Origin of the sequence: Bacillus sp. FSL R9-9834, assembly GCF_038006905.1 — a bacterium.
Taxonomy (GTDB): Bacteria; Bacillota; Bacilli; order Bacillales; family Bacillaceae_G; genus Bacillus_A; species Bacillus_A pacificus.
In genome coordinates, this window is sequence record NZ_JBBOWD010000001.1 from 1,332,944 (window position 1) to 1,349,918 (window position 16,975).

Here is a 16,975-nt window from a genome sequence, read left to right on the forward strand (position 1 = left end):
CATATCGTTTGCTATTTTTGCAGGATGATAGATTTTCAGTTTCAATATGCAAACTGGCCAATATATCCTTTTTACAATTTACTTAAAATCATGTATAACAGAGATACAAGATTATTTTATAATTATTCAGAAGTAGAGGGAGAATTATCGTAATGGTAAGGAAAACGTTCAAGATGCGCGTATCTAAAAATAGAACGATTTCAATTAATGGCTCAATTCTTGATGTGGATGTTACACATGATGAGTTTTTGCAAGAGTTTGTTGAGTGGGTCGATTCTAAAGGTTGGTCGTTTATGGGGATGACAGATGAGATTACACCTGAGGAAGCTAGTCAAAATTTAATAGATTCATTAATTGATGAGAAGGATAAGAAAGAATAATTCTTTCTTATTTTTTATTGTATATTTATGTTATTTATCGTAAAAGTATGATATAGTAAAAAACAGTGAATATTCTTCCAATTTAATACAAATTACATATAGATTGGTATATTCAGTTTTTAAGCTGTGAGAGTATAGTGAAAAGGGAGAGTCATATGGTAAATTTTAAGAAAATTTTGGCTTTTATTACCGTTATTTGTTTATTTTTTTTGACACCTATGACGTTACGTGCTGAGACGAATGTTGGAGTGAATCCAGAACAAGTGGCACCACCACCTAAGGAAGGGCCAAATGTTTTTAGTCAGTTTGCAACTACGATTGATGCGAAAACTGGAGATATTTTGTATGATAAAAACGCACATCATCGTGCATTTCCGGCTAGTATGACGAAAGTGTTAACGGCGATTTTACTTATGGAGCATACGAAGCCAGAGGATCAATTTACGTTTTCACAATTAGCATTAGATCAAGAGAAGAGTAATTATCAAATTGAGTTTCAACCTGGTGAGACGATTAATAGAAATACTGCACTTATGATTTTAATGGTGCTAAGTGCGAATGATGTGTCATATGCAATCGCAGAGCGTATTGGCGGAAGTGTTGAGAATTTCGCTAATATGATGAATGAGAGAGCGAAGCAATTAGGGGCTACCGATAGTCATTTTGTAACACCAAATGGATTGCATGATCCGAACCATTATACTACACCATATGATATGGCTATGATTACGAGAGGTGTGCAAAAGTACCCTGAGATTTTGCAAGCGATGAATACGAAAAGGACGACAGTTACGACATCTAGGCAGACGGTGTCTATTTTTAATAAATCTACTTATTTTGAAAATCCATTTAGTATTGGCGGTAAGACAGGTTTTACAAATGAAGCGCGCAATACGCTCGTTCTATTAAATGAGAAGGATGGAAATCGTATTATAAATGTAGTAATGGCTTCTCAAAGACCTGAAATTTATGAAGATTTAAAGCAGATGGCGGACTATTCTTTTGGTCAATTTGTGAAGCAAACTGTACTAGATAAACATAGTTGGCATCAAAAGACAACGTATTTAAATAAAGATATTGATAGCGAGCTTGAAAAAAGTGCAGAAGTGATGCTTAAGAAAGATGAAGGAAAAAATGTGAGGACGATTTTCCGTGCGGCTTCATTAGATAAAGATTCTTTGTATCATAAAGGAATTCATCGTGGTGAGGTAGTTGGGGCAGTTGATATTACGAAGAATAATCAAACAATTGCGACGGTTAATGTTCTTTCTAAAGAAGATGTTACTTTTGCAATGCCCAAAAAAGATACGATCGAGCCTGAAGTAAACGAATCAAACGTGAAAATAATAAGCATTGGGATAGGTGCTGCCATATTATTTGGAGCCATTTTATTTGTAGTGTTACGCCGAAATACAAAAGGAATGAAATCAGAAGAAAAATAAATTACTAGTTTAAAGGGCTGTGAAGAGAATTTGTCACAGTCCTTTTTATATTAGAAATAACTAATAATTGTAAATTTTCTTATTGCATTTCCATTTCGTTCGTTATATTATTTACTTGTGTTCTTGTTAAAGAACAAAGGTGAATATTGCATACTTCAAATAATATAAAACAACGGAGAGGGAGAGAAACAATGAAATTAATTTGGAAGGTGATTAGCAACGTTATCTCATTTGTTTTATTTGCATTAATGGTTTGCTTAGCTTTTGTAGTTATTTCTTCAAAAGCTAGCGGTGGGGATCCAACGGTGATGGGATATCAATTTAAATCAGTGTTATCAGGATCGATGGAACCAACATTTTTAACAGGGTCAATCATTGCGATAGAACCGACAAAAGATGGCTCTAAATATCAAAAAGGTGATGTTATTACTTTTAAAGAGAAAGATGAAAAAATTATCACTCACCGTATTATCGGTGTGAAAGATACAAATGGAAAAGTAATGTATGAAACAAAAGGGGATAACAACAATGGCCCTGATTTAGAACCAGTACTTGCGGATAATGTCATTGGGAAATATGCAGATATTACAGTTCCTTATGCAGGGTATGCATTAAATTATGCGAATTCAAAAGCTGGAGCTGCTTTACTTCTTATTATTCCAGGAATCTTTTTACTAGGCTATTCAGCGATTACTATTTTTAGTGCAATTCGTAGCATTGATGGAGAAAAGAAAGAGAAAAAAGTAGAACAATCCGTCTAGTTATTTTGGTTATAGTTTCCTATTAGGAAATTAACAAATATATATTAAGGGGATATGGACATGACTTTAAAGAAAAAATTAGGGATGGGTATCGCATCAGCAGTATTAGGGGCTGCATTAGTTGGCGGAGGAACGTTTGCATTTTTCAGTGATAAAGAAGTGTCAAACAATACATTTGCGGCGGGTACGCTGGATTTAGCATTAAATCCATCAACAGTTGTTAATGTATCCAATTTAAAACCTGGTGATACAGTTGAAAAAGAATTTAAATTAGAAAATAAAGGGACATTAGATATTAAAAAAGTACTACTAAAAACAGATTATACAGTAGAAGATGTGAAGAAAGATAATAAAGATGATTTTGGTAAGCATATTAAAGTAACATTCTTAAAAAATGTAGACAAGCATGAAACAATCGTAAAGGAAACAACGCTAGATAAATTGAAGGGTGACACACTTACTGCGGTAAATAACGATTTAGCTGCTTGGTTCTGGGATGAAAAAGGTATTTCTGCAGGTAAATCTGATAAATTCAAAGTGAAATTTGAGTTTGTTGATAATAAAAAAGATCAAAATGAATTCCAAGGTGATAAATTAAATCTAACTTGGACGTTTGAGGCACAGCAAACAGAAGGTGAAACAAAATAATAATAAAAAAGGGCTATCAAATAGATAGCCCTTTTTCTATTTTTCTAGTATATAGCTATCATTTTGTATCGTTCTTTATTATAATAAAGATATTGTTCTGTATAAAGAACGTAATGTTCGATGGGAGAGATTAAGATGCTGAAAAGACCGCGTAATTTAAAAAAGATGCTTATATTGCCGTGTATGTGCTCTATTACGTTTTATTTAGGATCTCAAATTATGACGCATACAGAAGCGGCATTCATTCATGAAACGAAAGTGGAAGCCGCTCTTTCTACAGCGATTATATTTCCAAAAACAGTTGATACGTTAAAAGAGGAAGCTGAGCAACATAAACAGTCTATTGAGCATGAGTATGGAGAAATGAAGGAGAAGTTGGTAGTAACTTCTATCGAAGAAATAGAACAGGCAATTGTTGTATGGCAACAAGGACGTGAGAAAATTGCTTCTGAGGAGGAAGCTTTACAGAATGTATATACTGCGATAGAAGCTCCTTATAATCAAATACAAGAAGAATTAAAAGTGAATAAAAGTGAATCGATTCAACAAGTAGCCCTATATGTGAATGAAGGTTTTCGCAGTATAAAAGAGAAAAGAGATTATATTGTGAAAGAAGTTAGTTTGCAAGCTATTGATGAACAAATTCAGGCTCTTGATAAACAATTAAAAGATGCAATAGATACAGAGAAAAAAGCGGAAGAGCAGAAAAAAGTAGAAGAACAGAAAAAAATAGAGGATCAGAAAAAGGAAGAAGAACAGAAAGAAGAAGAAGAACAGAAAAAAGTAGAAGAACAGAAAAAAGCAGAAGAACAGAAAGAAGTAGAAGAACAGAAACAAGTAGAAACAGCTAAAAAACCTGAACAAGGAGCTCATGAGAAGGATACGGCCATTGATCATAATGAGAAAAAATCAGAATAAACTGACGAATGTTATGAAAAAGAATGATGTATATGGGTGTGAGGGAGTACTTGCCCTCGCACTTATTGTGTTTCTTAAAATATAAACGTAATAATTCAGAAAAAACAAATAAATATTGAGAAATAAAAATAATTGAAAATACTAATAAATATTTGTTGTATTTATAGAGTTCTGTTCGTTATAATGAACTTAGGATTTCTAAAAGAGAACGAACATTAGCTAAGCTAATATAGTTTTCTTTATATCTCTTATTGAAAAATAAGAGACAAAAATATAAAAAAACAGCTAGGGGGAATTGATTGTGAGTCTGAAAAAGAAATTAGGTATGGGAGTTGCATCAGCAGCACTGGGGTTATCTTTAATTGGTGGAGGAACGTTTGCATTCTTTAGCGATAAAGAAGTATCAAATAATACATTTGCAGCTGGGACGTTAGATCTTACATTAAACCCTAAAACGCTTGTGGATATTAAAGATTTAAAACCAGGGGATTCTGTTAAGAAGGAGTTCTTATTAAAGAACGATGGTTCTTTAACAATTAAAGACGTTAAATTAGCGACAAAGTATACTGTGAATGATGTAAAAAAAGATAATGCTGGTGAAGATCTTGGTAAGCATATTAAAGTGAAATTCCTTTGGAACTGGGATAAACAAAGTGAGTCTGTATATGAAACAACTCTAGCAGATTTACAAAATACGGATCCAGATGTTATAGCTAAAGACGTCTTTGCTCCTGAATGGGCTGAGAATGGTGGTTTATTACCACAAACAGAAGACTATTTATGGGTACAATTTGAATTTGAAGATAACGGGAAAGATCAAAATATTTTCCAAGGTGATTCATTGAATTTAGAATGGACATTCAATGCTAGCCAAGAAGAAGGCACTGAAAAATAATAAAAAAAGCGGGGCCCCCCCGCTTTTTTTATTATACAATTCGTCATAAAGAAAAAAGAAGTGCCGGTTGTAAGCACTTCTTTCTATTTATTATTTTTGATCGTGCTTCCATTTTGTAAATTCAAGAAATTCACGAAATTGTTCTTTGGAGACACCGGAGCTCATCGCATCTTTAACGAGTTGTGTCCATTCGGAGTCTAAGTGATTTTCCCTTGTTGTTTCATCATGAAGTAAAGTATCAACTGGAATTTGTAGAACTGCTGCGATCTTTTCAAGAAACTGAATGGAAGGGTTTTTTTGTAAATTTCGTTCTATAGAACTAATGTAAGATTTAGCAACACCAGCTTTTTCGGCAAGTTCAGTTAATGAAATACCTTTTTGTAAGCGAAGGCGTTTTATACGTTCTCCAATCATATTTGCGCACCTTTCTATCAATATGTCGTCGTCTTATGATGTCATTATTATAACATAAACTTCGCTAAAAAGAACAAACCTATTGAGCCTGACTAGATGGTTTCATACGTTGGAAAAAATGTTCGATATCTTGTAGTGCAATGCCAGCGTCTAGAGCTTCAAGTATTAAATCAATCCATTCTTGATCCAATGCGTCAGTCTTATCTTTGTACAAATGTAATTCCTCCCTAATTATCGGTCATAACTGCTGCTACAGAATACGTGATAATGCAATCGGATTTTGTATTTATGTAGTGAATTATCAAATATTTTGTAGATAAAACAAAGATAAAATCCCCATTAAATTCCCTCTATGGCGATTATAAAGTTTCTGACAAATATTTTCAATATTTTCAGAAAACATTGTTGAATTGTGATATACTCGTATGCTAACTATGAAATTTTTACAAATATATTAAAAACATTACATAATATGACTAAATATTGAAAAAATATTGAATTTTTAATAAAATTCAATTTGTAATACATATTATTTATTAGGGGAGGAAATAAGGGATGAGCAAGAAACCGTTCAAAGTTTTATCATCAATCGCTTTGACAGCTGTATTAGGCCTTTCGTTCGGAGCTGGTACTCAATCTGTATACGCTGAAACGCCTGTGAATAAGACAGCAACGAGCCCAGTTGATGATCATTTAATTCCGGAAGAACGTTTAGCAAATGCACTAAAAAAACGTGGGGTAATTGATTCGAAGGCTTCAGAGACTGAAACAAAGAAAGCTGTCGAAAAATACGTAGAGAACAAAAAAGGTGAAAATCCTGGGAAAGAAGTAACAAATGGGGACCCACTTACGAAAGAAGCATCTGACTTTTTAAAGAAAGTGAAAGATGCGAAAGCAGATACGAAAGAAAAGTTAGATAAACCTGCAACAGGAACACCTACTGCGACAGGCCCAGTTAAAGGCGGCTTAAATGGTAAAGTACCAACATCTCCGGCAAAGCAAAAAGCGTATAACGGTGATGTGCGTAAAGATAAAGTACTCGTTTTACTTGTAGAGTACGCTGACTTTAAACATAACAATATCGATAAAGAACCTGGTTATATGTATTCTAACGATTTTAACAAAGAACATTATGAAAAAATGTTATTCGGTGATGAGCCATTCACATTAGATGATGGAAGTAAAATCGAAACATTTAAACAATATTATGAAGAGCAATCTGGCGGTAGTTACACAGTGGATGGAACGGTTACAAAATGGTTAACAGTTCCTGGTAAAGCTGCTGATTACGGTGCAGATGCTGCAAGCGGCGGTCATGATAATAAAGGACCAAAAGGACCACGTGATTTAGTAAAAGATGCATTAAAAGCAGCTGTAGATAGCGGTATTGATTTATCTGAGTTCGACCAATTCGATCAATACGATGTAAATGGTGATGGTAATCAAAATCAACCGGATGGTTTAATCGATCACTTAATGATTATCCATGCAGGTGTTGGACAAGAAGCTGGCGGCGGTAAATTAGGTGACGATGCAATTTGGTCACATCGCTGGACAGTTGGACCAAAACCATTCCCAATTGAAGGCACACAAGCGAAAGTTCCATATTGGGGCGGAAAAATGGCAGCATTCGACTATACAATTGAACCAGAAGATGGCGCAGTTGGTGTATTCGCACATGAATACGGTCATGATTTAGGTCTTCCAGATGAATATGATACACAGTATAGTGGTCAAGGTGAGCCAATTGAAGCTTGGTCTATTATGAGTGGTGGAAGCTGGGCTGGTAAGATTGCTGGAACAACGCCAACGAGTTTCTCGCCACAAAATAAAGAATTTTTCCAAAAAACAATCGGTGGTAACTGGGCAAATATCGTAGAAGTAGATTACGAGAAATTAAATAAAGGTATCGGTCTAGCGACGTATTTAGATCAAAGTGTAACGAAGTCAGATCGTCCAGGTATGATTCGTGTTAACCTACCGGATAAAGATGTTAAAACAATTGAACCAGCATTTGGTAAGAAGTATTATTACAGCACAAAAGGTGACGATCTTCATACAAAGATGGAAACACCGCTGTTTGATTTAACGAATGCAACGACTGCGAAATTTGATTTCAAATCGTTATATGAAATTGAAGCAGAGTATGACTTCCTTGAAGTACATGCTGTAACAGAAGATGGTAAACAAACGTTAATTGAAAGACTTGGGGAGAAAGCTAATAGTGGAAATGCAGATTCGACAAATGGAAAATGGATTGACAAATCATATGACTTAAGCCAATTCAAAGGTAAGAAAGTAAAATTAACATTTGATTACATTACTGATGGTGGTTTAGCATTAAATGGATTTGCTCTTGATAATGCTTCATTAACAGTAGATGGTAAAGTAGTATTCTCTGATGATGCAGAAGGTACACCACAATTTAAATTAGATGGCTTTGTTGTATCTAATGGAACTGAGAAGAAAAAACATAACTATTATGTAGAGTGGAGAAATTATGCTGGTGCAGATAATGCATTGAAATTTGCACGCGGTCCAGTATTTAACACTGGTATGGTCGTATGGTATGCGGACTCTGCTTACACAGATAACTGGGTTGGTGTACATCCAGGACACGGTTTCCTTGGCGTAGTTGACTCTCACCCAGAAGCAATTGTAGGAACTTTAAATGGTAAACCGACAGTTAAGAGTAGTACACGATTCCAAATCGCTGATGCAGCGTTCTCATTTGATAAAACGCCAGCTTGGAAAGTTGTATCTCCAACGCGTGGAACATTTACGTATGATGGCTTAGCAGGCGTACCGAAGTTTGATGATTCTAAAACGTATATTAATCAACAGATTCCAGATGCAGGACGTATTTTACCGAAGCTTGGTTTGAAATTTGAAGTAGTAGGACAAGCTGATGATAATTCTGCAGGTGCTGTTCGTTTATATCGTTAATACAGTAAAACTACCGAAAGATTTTTCTTTCGGTAGTTTTTTTGTGAGCAATGAATTTTATATACAAAAAGAAATTATATATAATGTAACTTTACGAATAGAAATTTATTGTATATGAAGTCTATATAAATAATGAAAGAATTGGATAAAAATAGTGGGAGAAGGTGAATGAATGAGTATTTCTTCTATTGTAAATAAACAAAAGGCATATTTTTATAATGGCTATACGAGAAGTGTAGAAGTGAGAAAGAATAATTTGAAGAAGCTTTATGAAGGCGTTCAGCGTTTTGAACAAGAAATATTTCAGGCGTTAAAATTAGATTTAAATAAGTCAGTTCATGAGTCATTTACAACGGAAGTGGGATATGTATTAAAAGAAATCTCTTTTCAATTGAAGCATATTTCATCGTGGAGTAAACCGAAGCGTGTTCGAACAGCGCTCACTCATTTTGGATCAAAGGGGAAAGTAGTGCCTGAACCGTATGGTGTGACACTTATTATTGCACCGTGGAACTATCCGTTTCAATTAGCAATTGCACCGCTTGTAGGAGCGCTAGCAGCCGGAAATACAATCGTTTTAAAACCGTCGGAGTTAACGCCAAACGTTTCCAAAGTGATTACGAGGATGTTAGAAGAATTATTCCAAGAAGAGCTTGTAGCGGTAGTAGAAGGCGGCGTTGAAGAGAGTACAGCTTTGCTGAAGGAACCATTTGATTATATTTTCTTCACAGGTAGTGTGGGCGTTGGGAAAGTTGTCATGGAAGCAGCAGCAAAACAGTTGACGCCGCTTACGTTAGAACTTGGCGGGAAAAGTCCATGTATTGTACATAAAGATGCAAAAATAGATGTAACAGCAAGAAGGATTGTGTGGGGAAAGTTTTTAAATGCAGGGCAAACGTGTGTAGCGCCTGATTATATGTATGTGCATGCTTCAGTGAAAGAACAGTTAATTGAAGCGTTGCGACATGAAATTGAGAAGCAGTACGGAAAAGAGCCGCTGCACAATGATAATTATGTACGAATTGTGAGTGAACGTCATTTTGAACGTTTATGTACGTTTTTGAAAGATGGTAAAACTGTAATTGGCGGGAACTATAAAAAAGAAACTTTACATATAGAACCAACAGTGTTAACTAATGTTACATGGGAAAGTGCTGTTATGGAAGACGAAATTTTTGGTCCGATTTTACCAATTATAGAATACGACAACATAGAAGATGTAATTGACACGATTCAGCAACACCCGAAGCCGTTAGCGTTATATGTATTCTCTGAAGATAAAGGAGTGCAAAAGAAAGTAACGAGTAATATTTCGTATGGCGGAGGCTGTATTAATGATGTCGTCTATCATCTTGCAACGCCATATTTACCTTTTGGGGGCGTCGGAAGTAGTGGATTAGGGAGTTATCATGGGGAAGAAAGTTTTCGGACTTTTTCACATTATAAAAGCATTTTAGCCCAATCTACGGCATTCGATATGAAAATTCGTTACTCTTCTACAAAAAGTGCTTTAAAATTCATACGAAAGTTGTTAAAATGATGATGGTGTTTATCAGTAGGCGTAGCCGTATGATAATAGCCCCTTCGGAATGGAAGGGGTTTTTCTGTTCGACATTATGTATCATGCGAAAATGAATCAAACATACTACATAAAGAATAGAAGTGAACGCTTGCTAAATAACCATTTTTGTTTGGATCGAAACAAAAAATAGTCTATAGAACATAAATATTTATTCATGAATATAAAAATTTAAATTTGAGGTAGATAGGACGGGAAAATGAAAAAGATTATTAAAGTTGAAGCAGTAGAAAAACATTTTGGAAATCAAGTGATTATCCCACCGCTTTCTTTAGATATTAAAGAAGGGGAATTTTTAACTATTTTAGGGCCGAGTGGTTGCGGGAAAACGACGTTACTTCGTATGATCGCAGGATTTGAAACGCCAACTAAAGGGAATCTTTTATTAGATGATGAAAAGATTAACGATTTGCCACCATATAAGCGTCATATGAACCTAGTGTTCCAACATTATGCGCTATTCCCACATATGAATGTGGAGAAAAATATTTGTTTCGGTATGAAAATGCAGAAAGTACCGGCAGCAGAGCAGAAAGAGCGTGCTGAAGAGGCAATGCGTTTAACGCAGTTACTTGAGTTCCGTAATCGTAAACCTGCAAAGCTTTCTGGTGGACAGCAGCAGCGTGTAGCAATTGCGAGAGCGATTGTAAATAACCCGCGTGTATTATTACTAGACGAGCCACTTGGGGCGTTAGACTTTAAGTTAAGAAAAGACTTGCAACGTGAATTAAAAAACTTACAACGTAATTTAGGAATTACGTTCATATACGTAACGCACGATCAAGAAGAAGCGATGAGCATGAGTGATCGTATCGTTGTTATGAATAAAGGCCATATTGAACAAATCGGAACGCCGAAAGAAATTTATAATAAGCCGAAAACGTTGTTCGTTGCGACATTTATCGGTGAAAATAATATTGTGAAAAACGGGGAAGGCTATGTAGCAATTCGCCCTGAAAATGTAAAAGTGCGTTCGGTTGAAGAGCCAATTTTAAAAGAATACCACCTTGGCCATATTGAAGACATTGAGTTTGTTGGAAATATGGAAAAGCTTTATGTACGTGATGAGAAAACATCAGAATTACTAATGGCATATCAAACTGCTGAAGAAGCAGCACAGTGGAGCATTGGAGATAATGTATACGTAGGCTGGGAGCAAGAGGACGAGGTGACCTTAAATTGAAAAAAGGGAAATTACTCGCACTACCTACAGTCGCATGGCTGTTAATCTTCTTCCTAATTCCCCTTCTGTTTGTATTGGCATTTGCCTTCATGCAGCGCGGAGCATATGGGACAGTGGAAATGCAATTTACATTAGAGAACATAGCACGTGTATTTGACCCATTATATATGGGGACGTTATGGGAAACAGTGAAAATTGCGGTTATTACCACAGTAATATGTTTACTGATCGGTTATCCATTTGCATATACAATTACAATTGTTGATCGCAAATATCGTTCGATTCTTTTATTATTGGCAACGATCCCGTTTTGGATTAACTTCCTTGTTCGTTCTTACGCATGGATTGTTATTTTACGTTCACAAGGTCTTGTAAACACATTGCTATTGAAGCTAGGTATTATTAGTGAACCTTTAAATTTACTATATAATACACCTTCTGTCATACTCGGAATGGTATATTCTTTATTACCATTTATGATTTTACCAGTGTATGCAGCGATTGAGCAGCTTGATAAGCGTAAGCTAGAAGCAGCTTATGATTTAGGGGCAACACCAGTAAAGGCATTTTGGAATGTTACAGTACCAATGACGATGTCAGGGATTGCTACCGGTTCTATTTTAGTGTTTGTTTCTTCTATCGGAATGTTTGTTGTATCAGACGTTATGGGTGGATCGAAAGTAGCATTAATCGGAAACGTAATTCAAAATCAATTCTTAGGAGCGCGTGATTGGCCGTTTGGATCTGCGTTATCTATGATTGTTGTTCTATTCTCTGTTCTGTTAATTTACTTATATTATCGTGCAACGAAAGTATATAAATATGATGGGAACGGAGGGGAATAGGCAAAGATGAAGAAGTTTTTAGTTTCTTATTCTTGGTTAATTTTATTGTTCTTGTATTTTCCAATGATGGTTTTAATGGTGTATTCCTTCAATGATTCTCGCATTAATGCGGAATGGGAAGGATTCACATTCCATTGGTATACAGATTTATTTCAAAAACAAGATGTTATTGATGCGTTTGTAAATAGTATGACGATTGCGGTCGTAACGACGATTGTAACGACAGTTCTTGGTGTGATTTTCGCAATTGCATTACATCGTTATAAATATCGTTATGAAGGTGCGATTAACGGTCTTGTATATTTACCAATTTTAATCCCTGATATTTTAATGGGATTATCTTTACTTATTTTATTTAGTCAATTAGGTATGGAGCTTGGTAAAACAACAATTATTATTGCACACATTACATTTAGTATTTCATTTGTTGTCGTTATTTTAGCAGCACGCCTTTCTGGTATGGGACGTGATTTAGAAGAGGCTGCGAATGATTTAGGAGCAACGCCGTGGCAAACGTTTCGTTATGTAACGTTTCCAGCAATTGCACCAGGAGTTATTTCTGCCGCATTATTAACATTCACATTATCAATTGATGATTTTGTAATTAGTTTCTTCGTATCAGGACCAGGATCAACAACATTGCCATTATACATTTACAGTATGGTTAAGCGCGGAGTATCACCAGAAATTAATGCACTTTCTACAATTCTAATTGTGGCTATCGTAGGATTAATGGTTCTATCTGAAATCTTCCGTAACAAAGGTGCAGATGGTGAAGAAAACTCTGGAGGACACCTTCCTTTATAATACGAACGATATAGAAAGTACGAGGAGGTAATAAAATCGATGAAATTAATGAAAAGATTAGCAGGCGCAGCAATTAGCTTTAGCCTTGTTGCTGGTGTACTTGCTGGTTGTGGTGAAAAAAAAGAAGAGTTAAACATTTATAGCTGGGCTGACAATTTTGATGAGCAAGTGTTAAGAGATTTTGAAAAGAAATATAACGTGAAAATTAACTATGATAAGTATGCAAGTAATGAAGAAATGCTTGCGAAATTACAAGCAGGTGGCGCGAAGTATGATTTAATTCAGCCGTCTGATTACATGGTTAAAACAATGGCGAAAATGGATTTATTAGCGCCGTTAGATAAAAAGAATATCCCAAATATCGAAAACATGATTTCTAATTTCAAAACACCTGCATTTGATCCAGAGAATAAATATTCTTTAGTATATACTTGGGGCGTAACAGGTATTGCATACAATAAAAAGTATGTGAAGGAAGCACCTACAAGCTGGGCTGACTTATGGAATGAGAAATATAAAGGGCATGTAACTTTATTAAATGATTCTCGTGAAGTGTTAGGAATGGGTCTTAAGAAGCATGGATTTTCAAACAGCACGAAAGACGATGCACAGTTAAAGACAGCAGCAACTGATTTACAGAAGCTACTTCCAAACTTATTAGCATTTGATACAGATAATATTAAACAAAAATTCATTACAGAAGATGCTTGGATCGGAACAGTTTGGTCTGGGGATGCAGCATTTATCGCAAAAGATAATAAAGATGTAGAGTACGTTGTGCCAAAAGAAGGCGGCACAATTTGGGCTGATACGTTAGCAATTCCAAAAGGTGCGAAAAACAAAGAGCTTGCAGAGAAGTTTATGAACTACTTATTAGATGAAAAAGTAAGTGTGAAAAACTACGAGTCAATTGGATACAGTAATCCAAATGAAAAAGCTCACCCTCTTCATAGTAAAGAATATCGTGAAAACCACATGATCTTCTTAACGAAAGAAGAATTAGATCGTACTGAATGGCTTGTTGATGTAGATGATAAGCTAAAAGACTACGATCGTTACTGGACAGAGTTAAAAACAAAAGGTAAATAAGTGAGAAAATGCGGTTTCTAAAGTAGAAATCGCATTTTTTCATAGTAGGAGGAAATCGTTTGAAGAAGAAGTTGCATCAATATGAGGTAATGTGTATCGGTTTATTATTTGCTGTATTTGGCATTGTTGCTTGGAGAGTACATGCTGGTGGTGTTACAGTGATGGATACATATGTCAGAGGGTTAGTAAAGGGATTACAAACTGAAAGTTCGCTTACATTTTTCTCACACTATACAAAATTAGGGTCTGCTATTGGGATCGTAACTACGCTCGTTATAAGTTTACTTGTTTTTTGGAGAAAACGTTACTATGCTACGATGATCGTATATCCAGTGGGCATCTTAATAACCCATCTTGTGAATAAAGGGATAAAAGAAATTATGAAAAGGGATCGTCCGTCGCTAAATGAAGCGTTGGATGCACTTGGATATAGCTTCCCTAGTGGACATGCGATGTTATCTATTATGACATTCGGATTTCTTGCTTATATCATTGCGGCAAATTTGAAGAGTGTAACAGGGAAATATATGATAACCATTTTGATGGGAATAATCATTGTATCGATTGGATTAAGTAGAGTCATTTTAAATGTACATTATCCAACTGATATTTTAGCAGGCTACTGCGTAGGTGGTATTTTATTAATTATGGCGATTTATTACCATCGTTTACTTACTGAGAGGTTTGGTCTTAATAAAGAAAGATAGAAAAACGTCTAGAAAAACTATTATTATAGTTTTTCTAGACGTTTTTTGTTTGTATGAAGATGTGATACAGTATAAGTGACAATTGAATGATGTAAAGTAGGTGGAAATGTGTGAAAACAAATGTACATAAAGTAGATAAGTGGGGAAAATTAGGAGCTTTTTTGTATCAGTTCCGTTATACAGTAATAGTAGCATTACTATTGGTTGCGATAGCACTCGGTATATTTGCACCAAAGCTACCAGGCGTATTAGGTGGTGATGGCTTCCAAACGGAAGGGGACTACCAGAAAACGAAAGAAATTTTAGATGAAGATTTTAAGAAGTCTCAAGATACACTTCTACTCGTTTTTGAAAAAAATAAGGGCGTTTCACATGAGGAATTTCAAAAGCAAGTAGAGGGGATTGTAAAAAACGTACAAGAGAAAGAGACATATGAATCTTTCCATCATCCAGTGCAAAATAAAGAAATGTTACAAGATGATATCGGCTATGCGACAATTTTATTTTCCGGGAAAACAAATAAAGAACGAATGGAAAAGACATTACAATTTGCTGATAAAATCGAAAAGAAAAGTAATGCAGCATTAAAAGTAACACCTACAGGGTTTCCGAAAATTAACAAAGAGATTAATGAAAGAACGCAAAATGATTTAAAAGTAGCAGAGATGATTGGGTTACCAATTGCATTTCTCGTATTACTATTTTCATTCGGTAGCCTTTTGGCATCTATTTTACCAATCGTAAATGGGGCACTTAGTGTTATTAGTACGATGGGCATACTATATTTTATAGGTAGCGATAAGGAACTATCTATCTTTGTGTTAAATGTTGCACCGATGATTGGACTTGCATTATCTATTGATTTTGCACTATTATTTGTAAATCGCTTTCGAGAGGAAGTTGCAAAGCGAACGGTAAAAGAAGCAATAGCAATTACATATCAGACAGCAGGGCGGGCAATCGTATTTTCAGGATTATGTGTATTCGTTGGCCTATCCGGCTTGTTTTTCTTTAAAATCGATTATATTCAGTCTGTCGCAATTAGTGGAATGATTGTTGTGATTATGAGTATTTTATTCTCGCTCACACTTCTTCCAGCGTTATTATCGTTAATCGGTAAACGAATATTAAAAAAGAATCAAGTAGCACATACACCGGCAAAGGCGTGGCGTACATTTGCACAATTTGTAATGAAACATCCAATTGTGATGATTATTGTTGTTACAACATTTATTGTGATTTGCTTATTACCATTACGTACAGCTAATTTGCAGTTCCCTGATGTGGAGGCTTTACCTAAACAAAGTGATACAAGAATTGCATATGAGAAGTACGAAGAGGCATTTAATGAAACTGCAAAAACACATGCCGATGTTACGTTAGTCGTAGAGACGAAAAAAGATATGAAAGAAAAGGAAAGTTTACAAAAGGTAGAAGAAGTCGTTCAAAAGTTAAAAGATGATAAGAAAGTATATGAAGTAAGAAGTTTATACGACAGTTTAAATGGAATGAAATCAGATCAAGTTGCTGGGATGTTACAGTCGCCAGAAGCTGCTAAAATAGCTCCGGTATTTGAAGTGTATACGAAAGGAAATAAGACAACAATCGAAGTCTTTTTAGATACAAAACCACGTACTGAAACTGCTAAACAGTGGGTTCGTGATTTTAAACAAAATTATAAAGAAACGAACGTTACATATTATCTAGGCGGAATGACGACGTTCCAACAAGAGTTAGAAGATGAAATTAAAGATAAAGTTGCAATTGGTATGTCTGTTATATTTGGATCGACTTTTGTTATATTATTATTTGCATTTCGATCTATACTCATTCCAATTAAGGCGATTATTATGAATATACTTAGTTTAAGCGCAACAATTGGAATTGTTGTTTGGTTATTCGAAGGTGGTCATTTTGGTTTAGAAGCAAGTCCAGTTCTATTTGTTTTACCAATCTTCATTTTCGGCCTCGTCTTTGGGCTTAGCATGGATTATGAAGTATTTCTTATTTCGCGTATCCATGAACTGTATGAAGAAACAGGGGATAACGATCAAGCGACGTTAGAAGGACTTATTTCAACAAGTAGAATTATTACATCAGCTGCATTAATTATGATTGTTGTAACTGGTGCTTTCGCCTTTACTGATATTTTACCAGTACGGCAAATGGGTCTTGGCGTTGCATTAGCGATATTTCTTGATGCAACAATTATTCGTCTTATGCTCGTACCAAGTTTAATGAAATTGTTTGGAGACTGGAACTGGTGGTTACCATTTCGAAAGAAAAGAGAAAAATCATTATAAAAAATACTCATCTATAAGATGAGTATTTTTTTATGAATAGCAAGACCTACATTTTGCA

At 35.2% G+C, this 16,975-nt stretch carries 16 protein-coding genes; 14 read left to right on the forward strand and 2 right to left on the reverse strand.

Features of this window, described 5'->3' with window-relative positions:
• Positions 1–152: 152 nt before the first annotated feature.
• From MKY00_RS06955 to calY, 6 genes are all read left to right on the forward strand, one after another.
• Complete coding sequence (locus MKY00_RS06955; RefSeq protein ID WP_000251858.1) at positions 153–380, forward strand: hypothetical protein; 228 nt, start codon at positions 153–155, stop codon at positions 378–380.
• A 155-nt stretch (positions 381–535) separates the two neighbouring features.
• Positions 536–1,822, forward strand: a complete 1,287-nt coding sequence (locus MKY00_RS06960) for a D-alanyl-D-alanine carboxypeptidase family protein (RefSeq protein ID WP_000247008.1) — start codon at positions 536–538, stop codon at positions 1,820–1,822.
• Between the two features lie 191 nt (positions 1,823–2,013).
• Positions 2,014–2,583 carry a signal peptidase I SipW gene (gene sipW, locus MKY00_RS06965; protein WP_000767811.1) on the forward strand — a complete coding sequence of 190 codons (570 nt, stop codon included), beginning with the start codon at positions 2,014–2,016 and terminating at the stop codon, positions 2,581–2,583.
• Positions 2,584–2,643: 60 nt separating this feature from the next.
• Entirely contained in the window at positions 2,644–3,231 is a 588-nt protein-coding gene (locus tag MKY00_RS06970) for a CalY family protein (RefSeq protein WP_016716921.1), read from the forward strand.
• A gap of 135 nt (positions 3,232–3,366) precedes the next feature.
• The gene (locus MKY00_RS06975) at positions 3,367–4,149 is read left to right on the forward strand and encodes a DUF4047 domain-containing protein (protein WP_016716922.1); all 783 of its coding nucleotides are present in this window, start codon (positions 3,367–3,369) and stop codon (positions 4,147–4,149) included.
• Positions 4,150–4,450: 301 nt separating this feature from the next.
• A complete protein-coding gene (gene calY / locus MKY00_RS06980; protein ID WP_016716924.1) occupies positions 4,451–5,044 on the forward strand; it encodes a biofilm matrix protein CalY in 594 nt (197 codons plus the stop codon).
• A 90-nt stretch (positions 5,045–5,134) separates the two neighbouring features.
• On the opposite strand, the gene MKY00_RS06985 is transcribed toward calY, so the two are convergent.
• Positions 5,135–5,458: a helix-turn-helix domain-containing protein gene (locus MKY00_RS06985; RefSeq protein WP_033678331.1), complete on the reverse strand. Its 324-nt coding sequence runs from the start codon at positions 5,456–5,458 to the stop codon at positions 5,135–5,137.
• Between the two features lie 79 nt (positions 5,459–5,537).
• Positions 5,538–5,672: an anti-repressor SinI family protein gene (locus tag MKY00_RS06990; protein ID WP_000276217.1), complete on the reverse strand. Its 135-nt coding sequence runs from the start codon at positions 5,670–5,672 to the stop codon at positions 5,538–5,540.
• Between the two features lie 341 nt (positions 5,673–6,013).
• Between MKY00_RS06990 and inhA1 the strand changes: the two genes are divergently transcribed.
• From inhA1 to MKY00_RS07030, 8 genes are all read left to right on the forward strand, one after another.
• The gene (gene inhA1, locus MKY00_RS06995; protein ID WP_000038914.1) at positions 6,014–8,404 is read left to right on the forward strand and encodes a M6 family metalloprotease immune inhibitor InhA1; all 2,391 of its coding nucleotides are present in this window, start codon (positions 6,014–6,016) and stop codon (positions 8,402–8,404) included.
• 172 nt (positions 8,405–8,576) lie between these two features.
• Positions 8,577–9,944: an aldehyde dehydrogenase gene (locus tag MKY00_RS07000; RefSeq protein ID WP_016716926.1), complete on the forward strand. Its 1,368-nt coding sequence runs from the start codon at positions 8,577–8,579 to the stop codon at positions 9,942–9,944.
• A gap of 238 nt (positions 9,945–10,182) precedes the next feature.
• Positions 10,183–11,166, forward strand: a complete 984-nt coding sequence (gene potA / locus MKY00_RS07005; RefSeq protein WP_000720319.1) for a spermidine/putrescine ABC transporter ATP-binding protein PotA — start codon at positions 10,183–10,185, stop codon at positions 11,164–11,166.
• Complete coding sequence (gene potB, locus MKY00_RS07010) at positions 11,163–12,011, forward strand: spermidine/putrescine ABC transporter permease PotB (protein ID WP_000715494.1); 849 nt, start codon at positions 11,163–11,165, stop codon at positions 12,009–12,011. The genes potA and potB overlap by 4 nt, the downstream gene beginning before the upstream one ends.
• Before the next feature lie 6 nt (positions 12,012–12,017).
• Positions 12,018–12,818 carry a spermidine/putrescine ABC transporter permease PotC gene (gene potC / locus MKY00_RS07015; protein ID WP_000714205.1) on the forward strand — a complete coding sequence of 267 codons (801 nt, stop codon included), beginning with the start codon at positions 12,018–12,020 and terminating at the stop codon, positions 12,816–12,818.
• Between the two features lie 39 nt (positions 12,819–12,857).
• Entirely contained in the window at positions 12,858–13,907 is a 1,050-nt protein-coding gene (gene potD / locus MKY00_RS07020; protein WP_000772497.1) for a spermidine/putrescine ABC transporter substrate-binding protein PotD, read from the forward strand.
• Positions 13,908–13,966: 59 nt separating this feature from the next.
• Positions 13,967–14,614 (forward strand): phosphatase PAP2 family protein, encoded by a 648-nt coding sequence (locus MKY00_RS07025; protein ID WP_016716927.1) that lies wholly within the window; start codon positions 13,967–13,969, stop codon positions 14,612–14,614.
• Positions 14,615–14,724: 110 nt separating this feature from the next.
• Complete coding sequence (locus tag MKY00_RS07030) at positions 14,725–16,917, forward strand: MMPL family transporter (protein WP_074585545.1); 2,193 nt, start codon at positions 14,725–14,727, stop codon at positions 16,915–16,917.
• Positions 16,918–16,975: the final 58 nt, after the last annotated feature.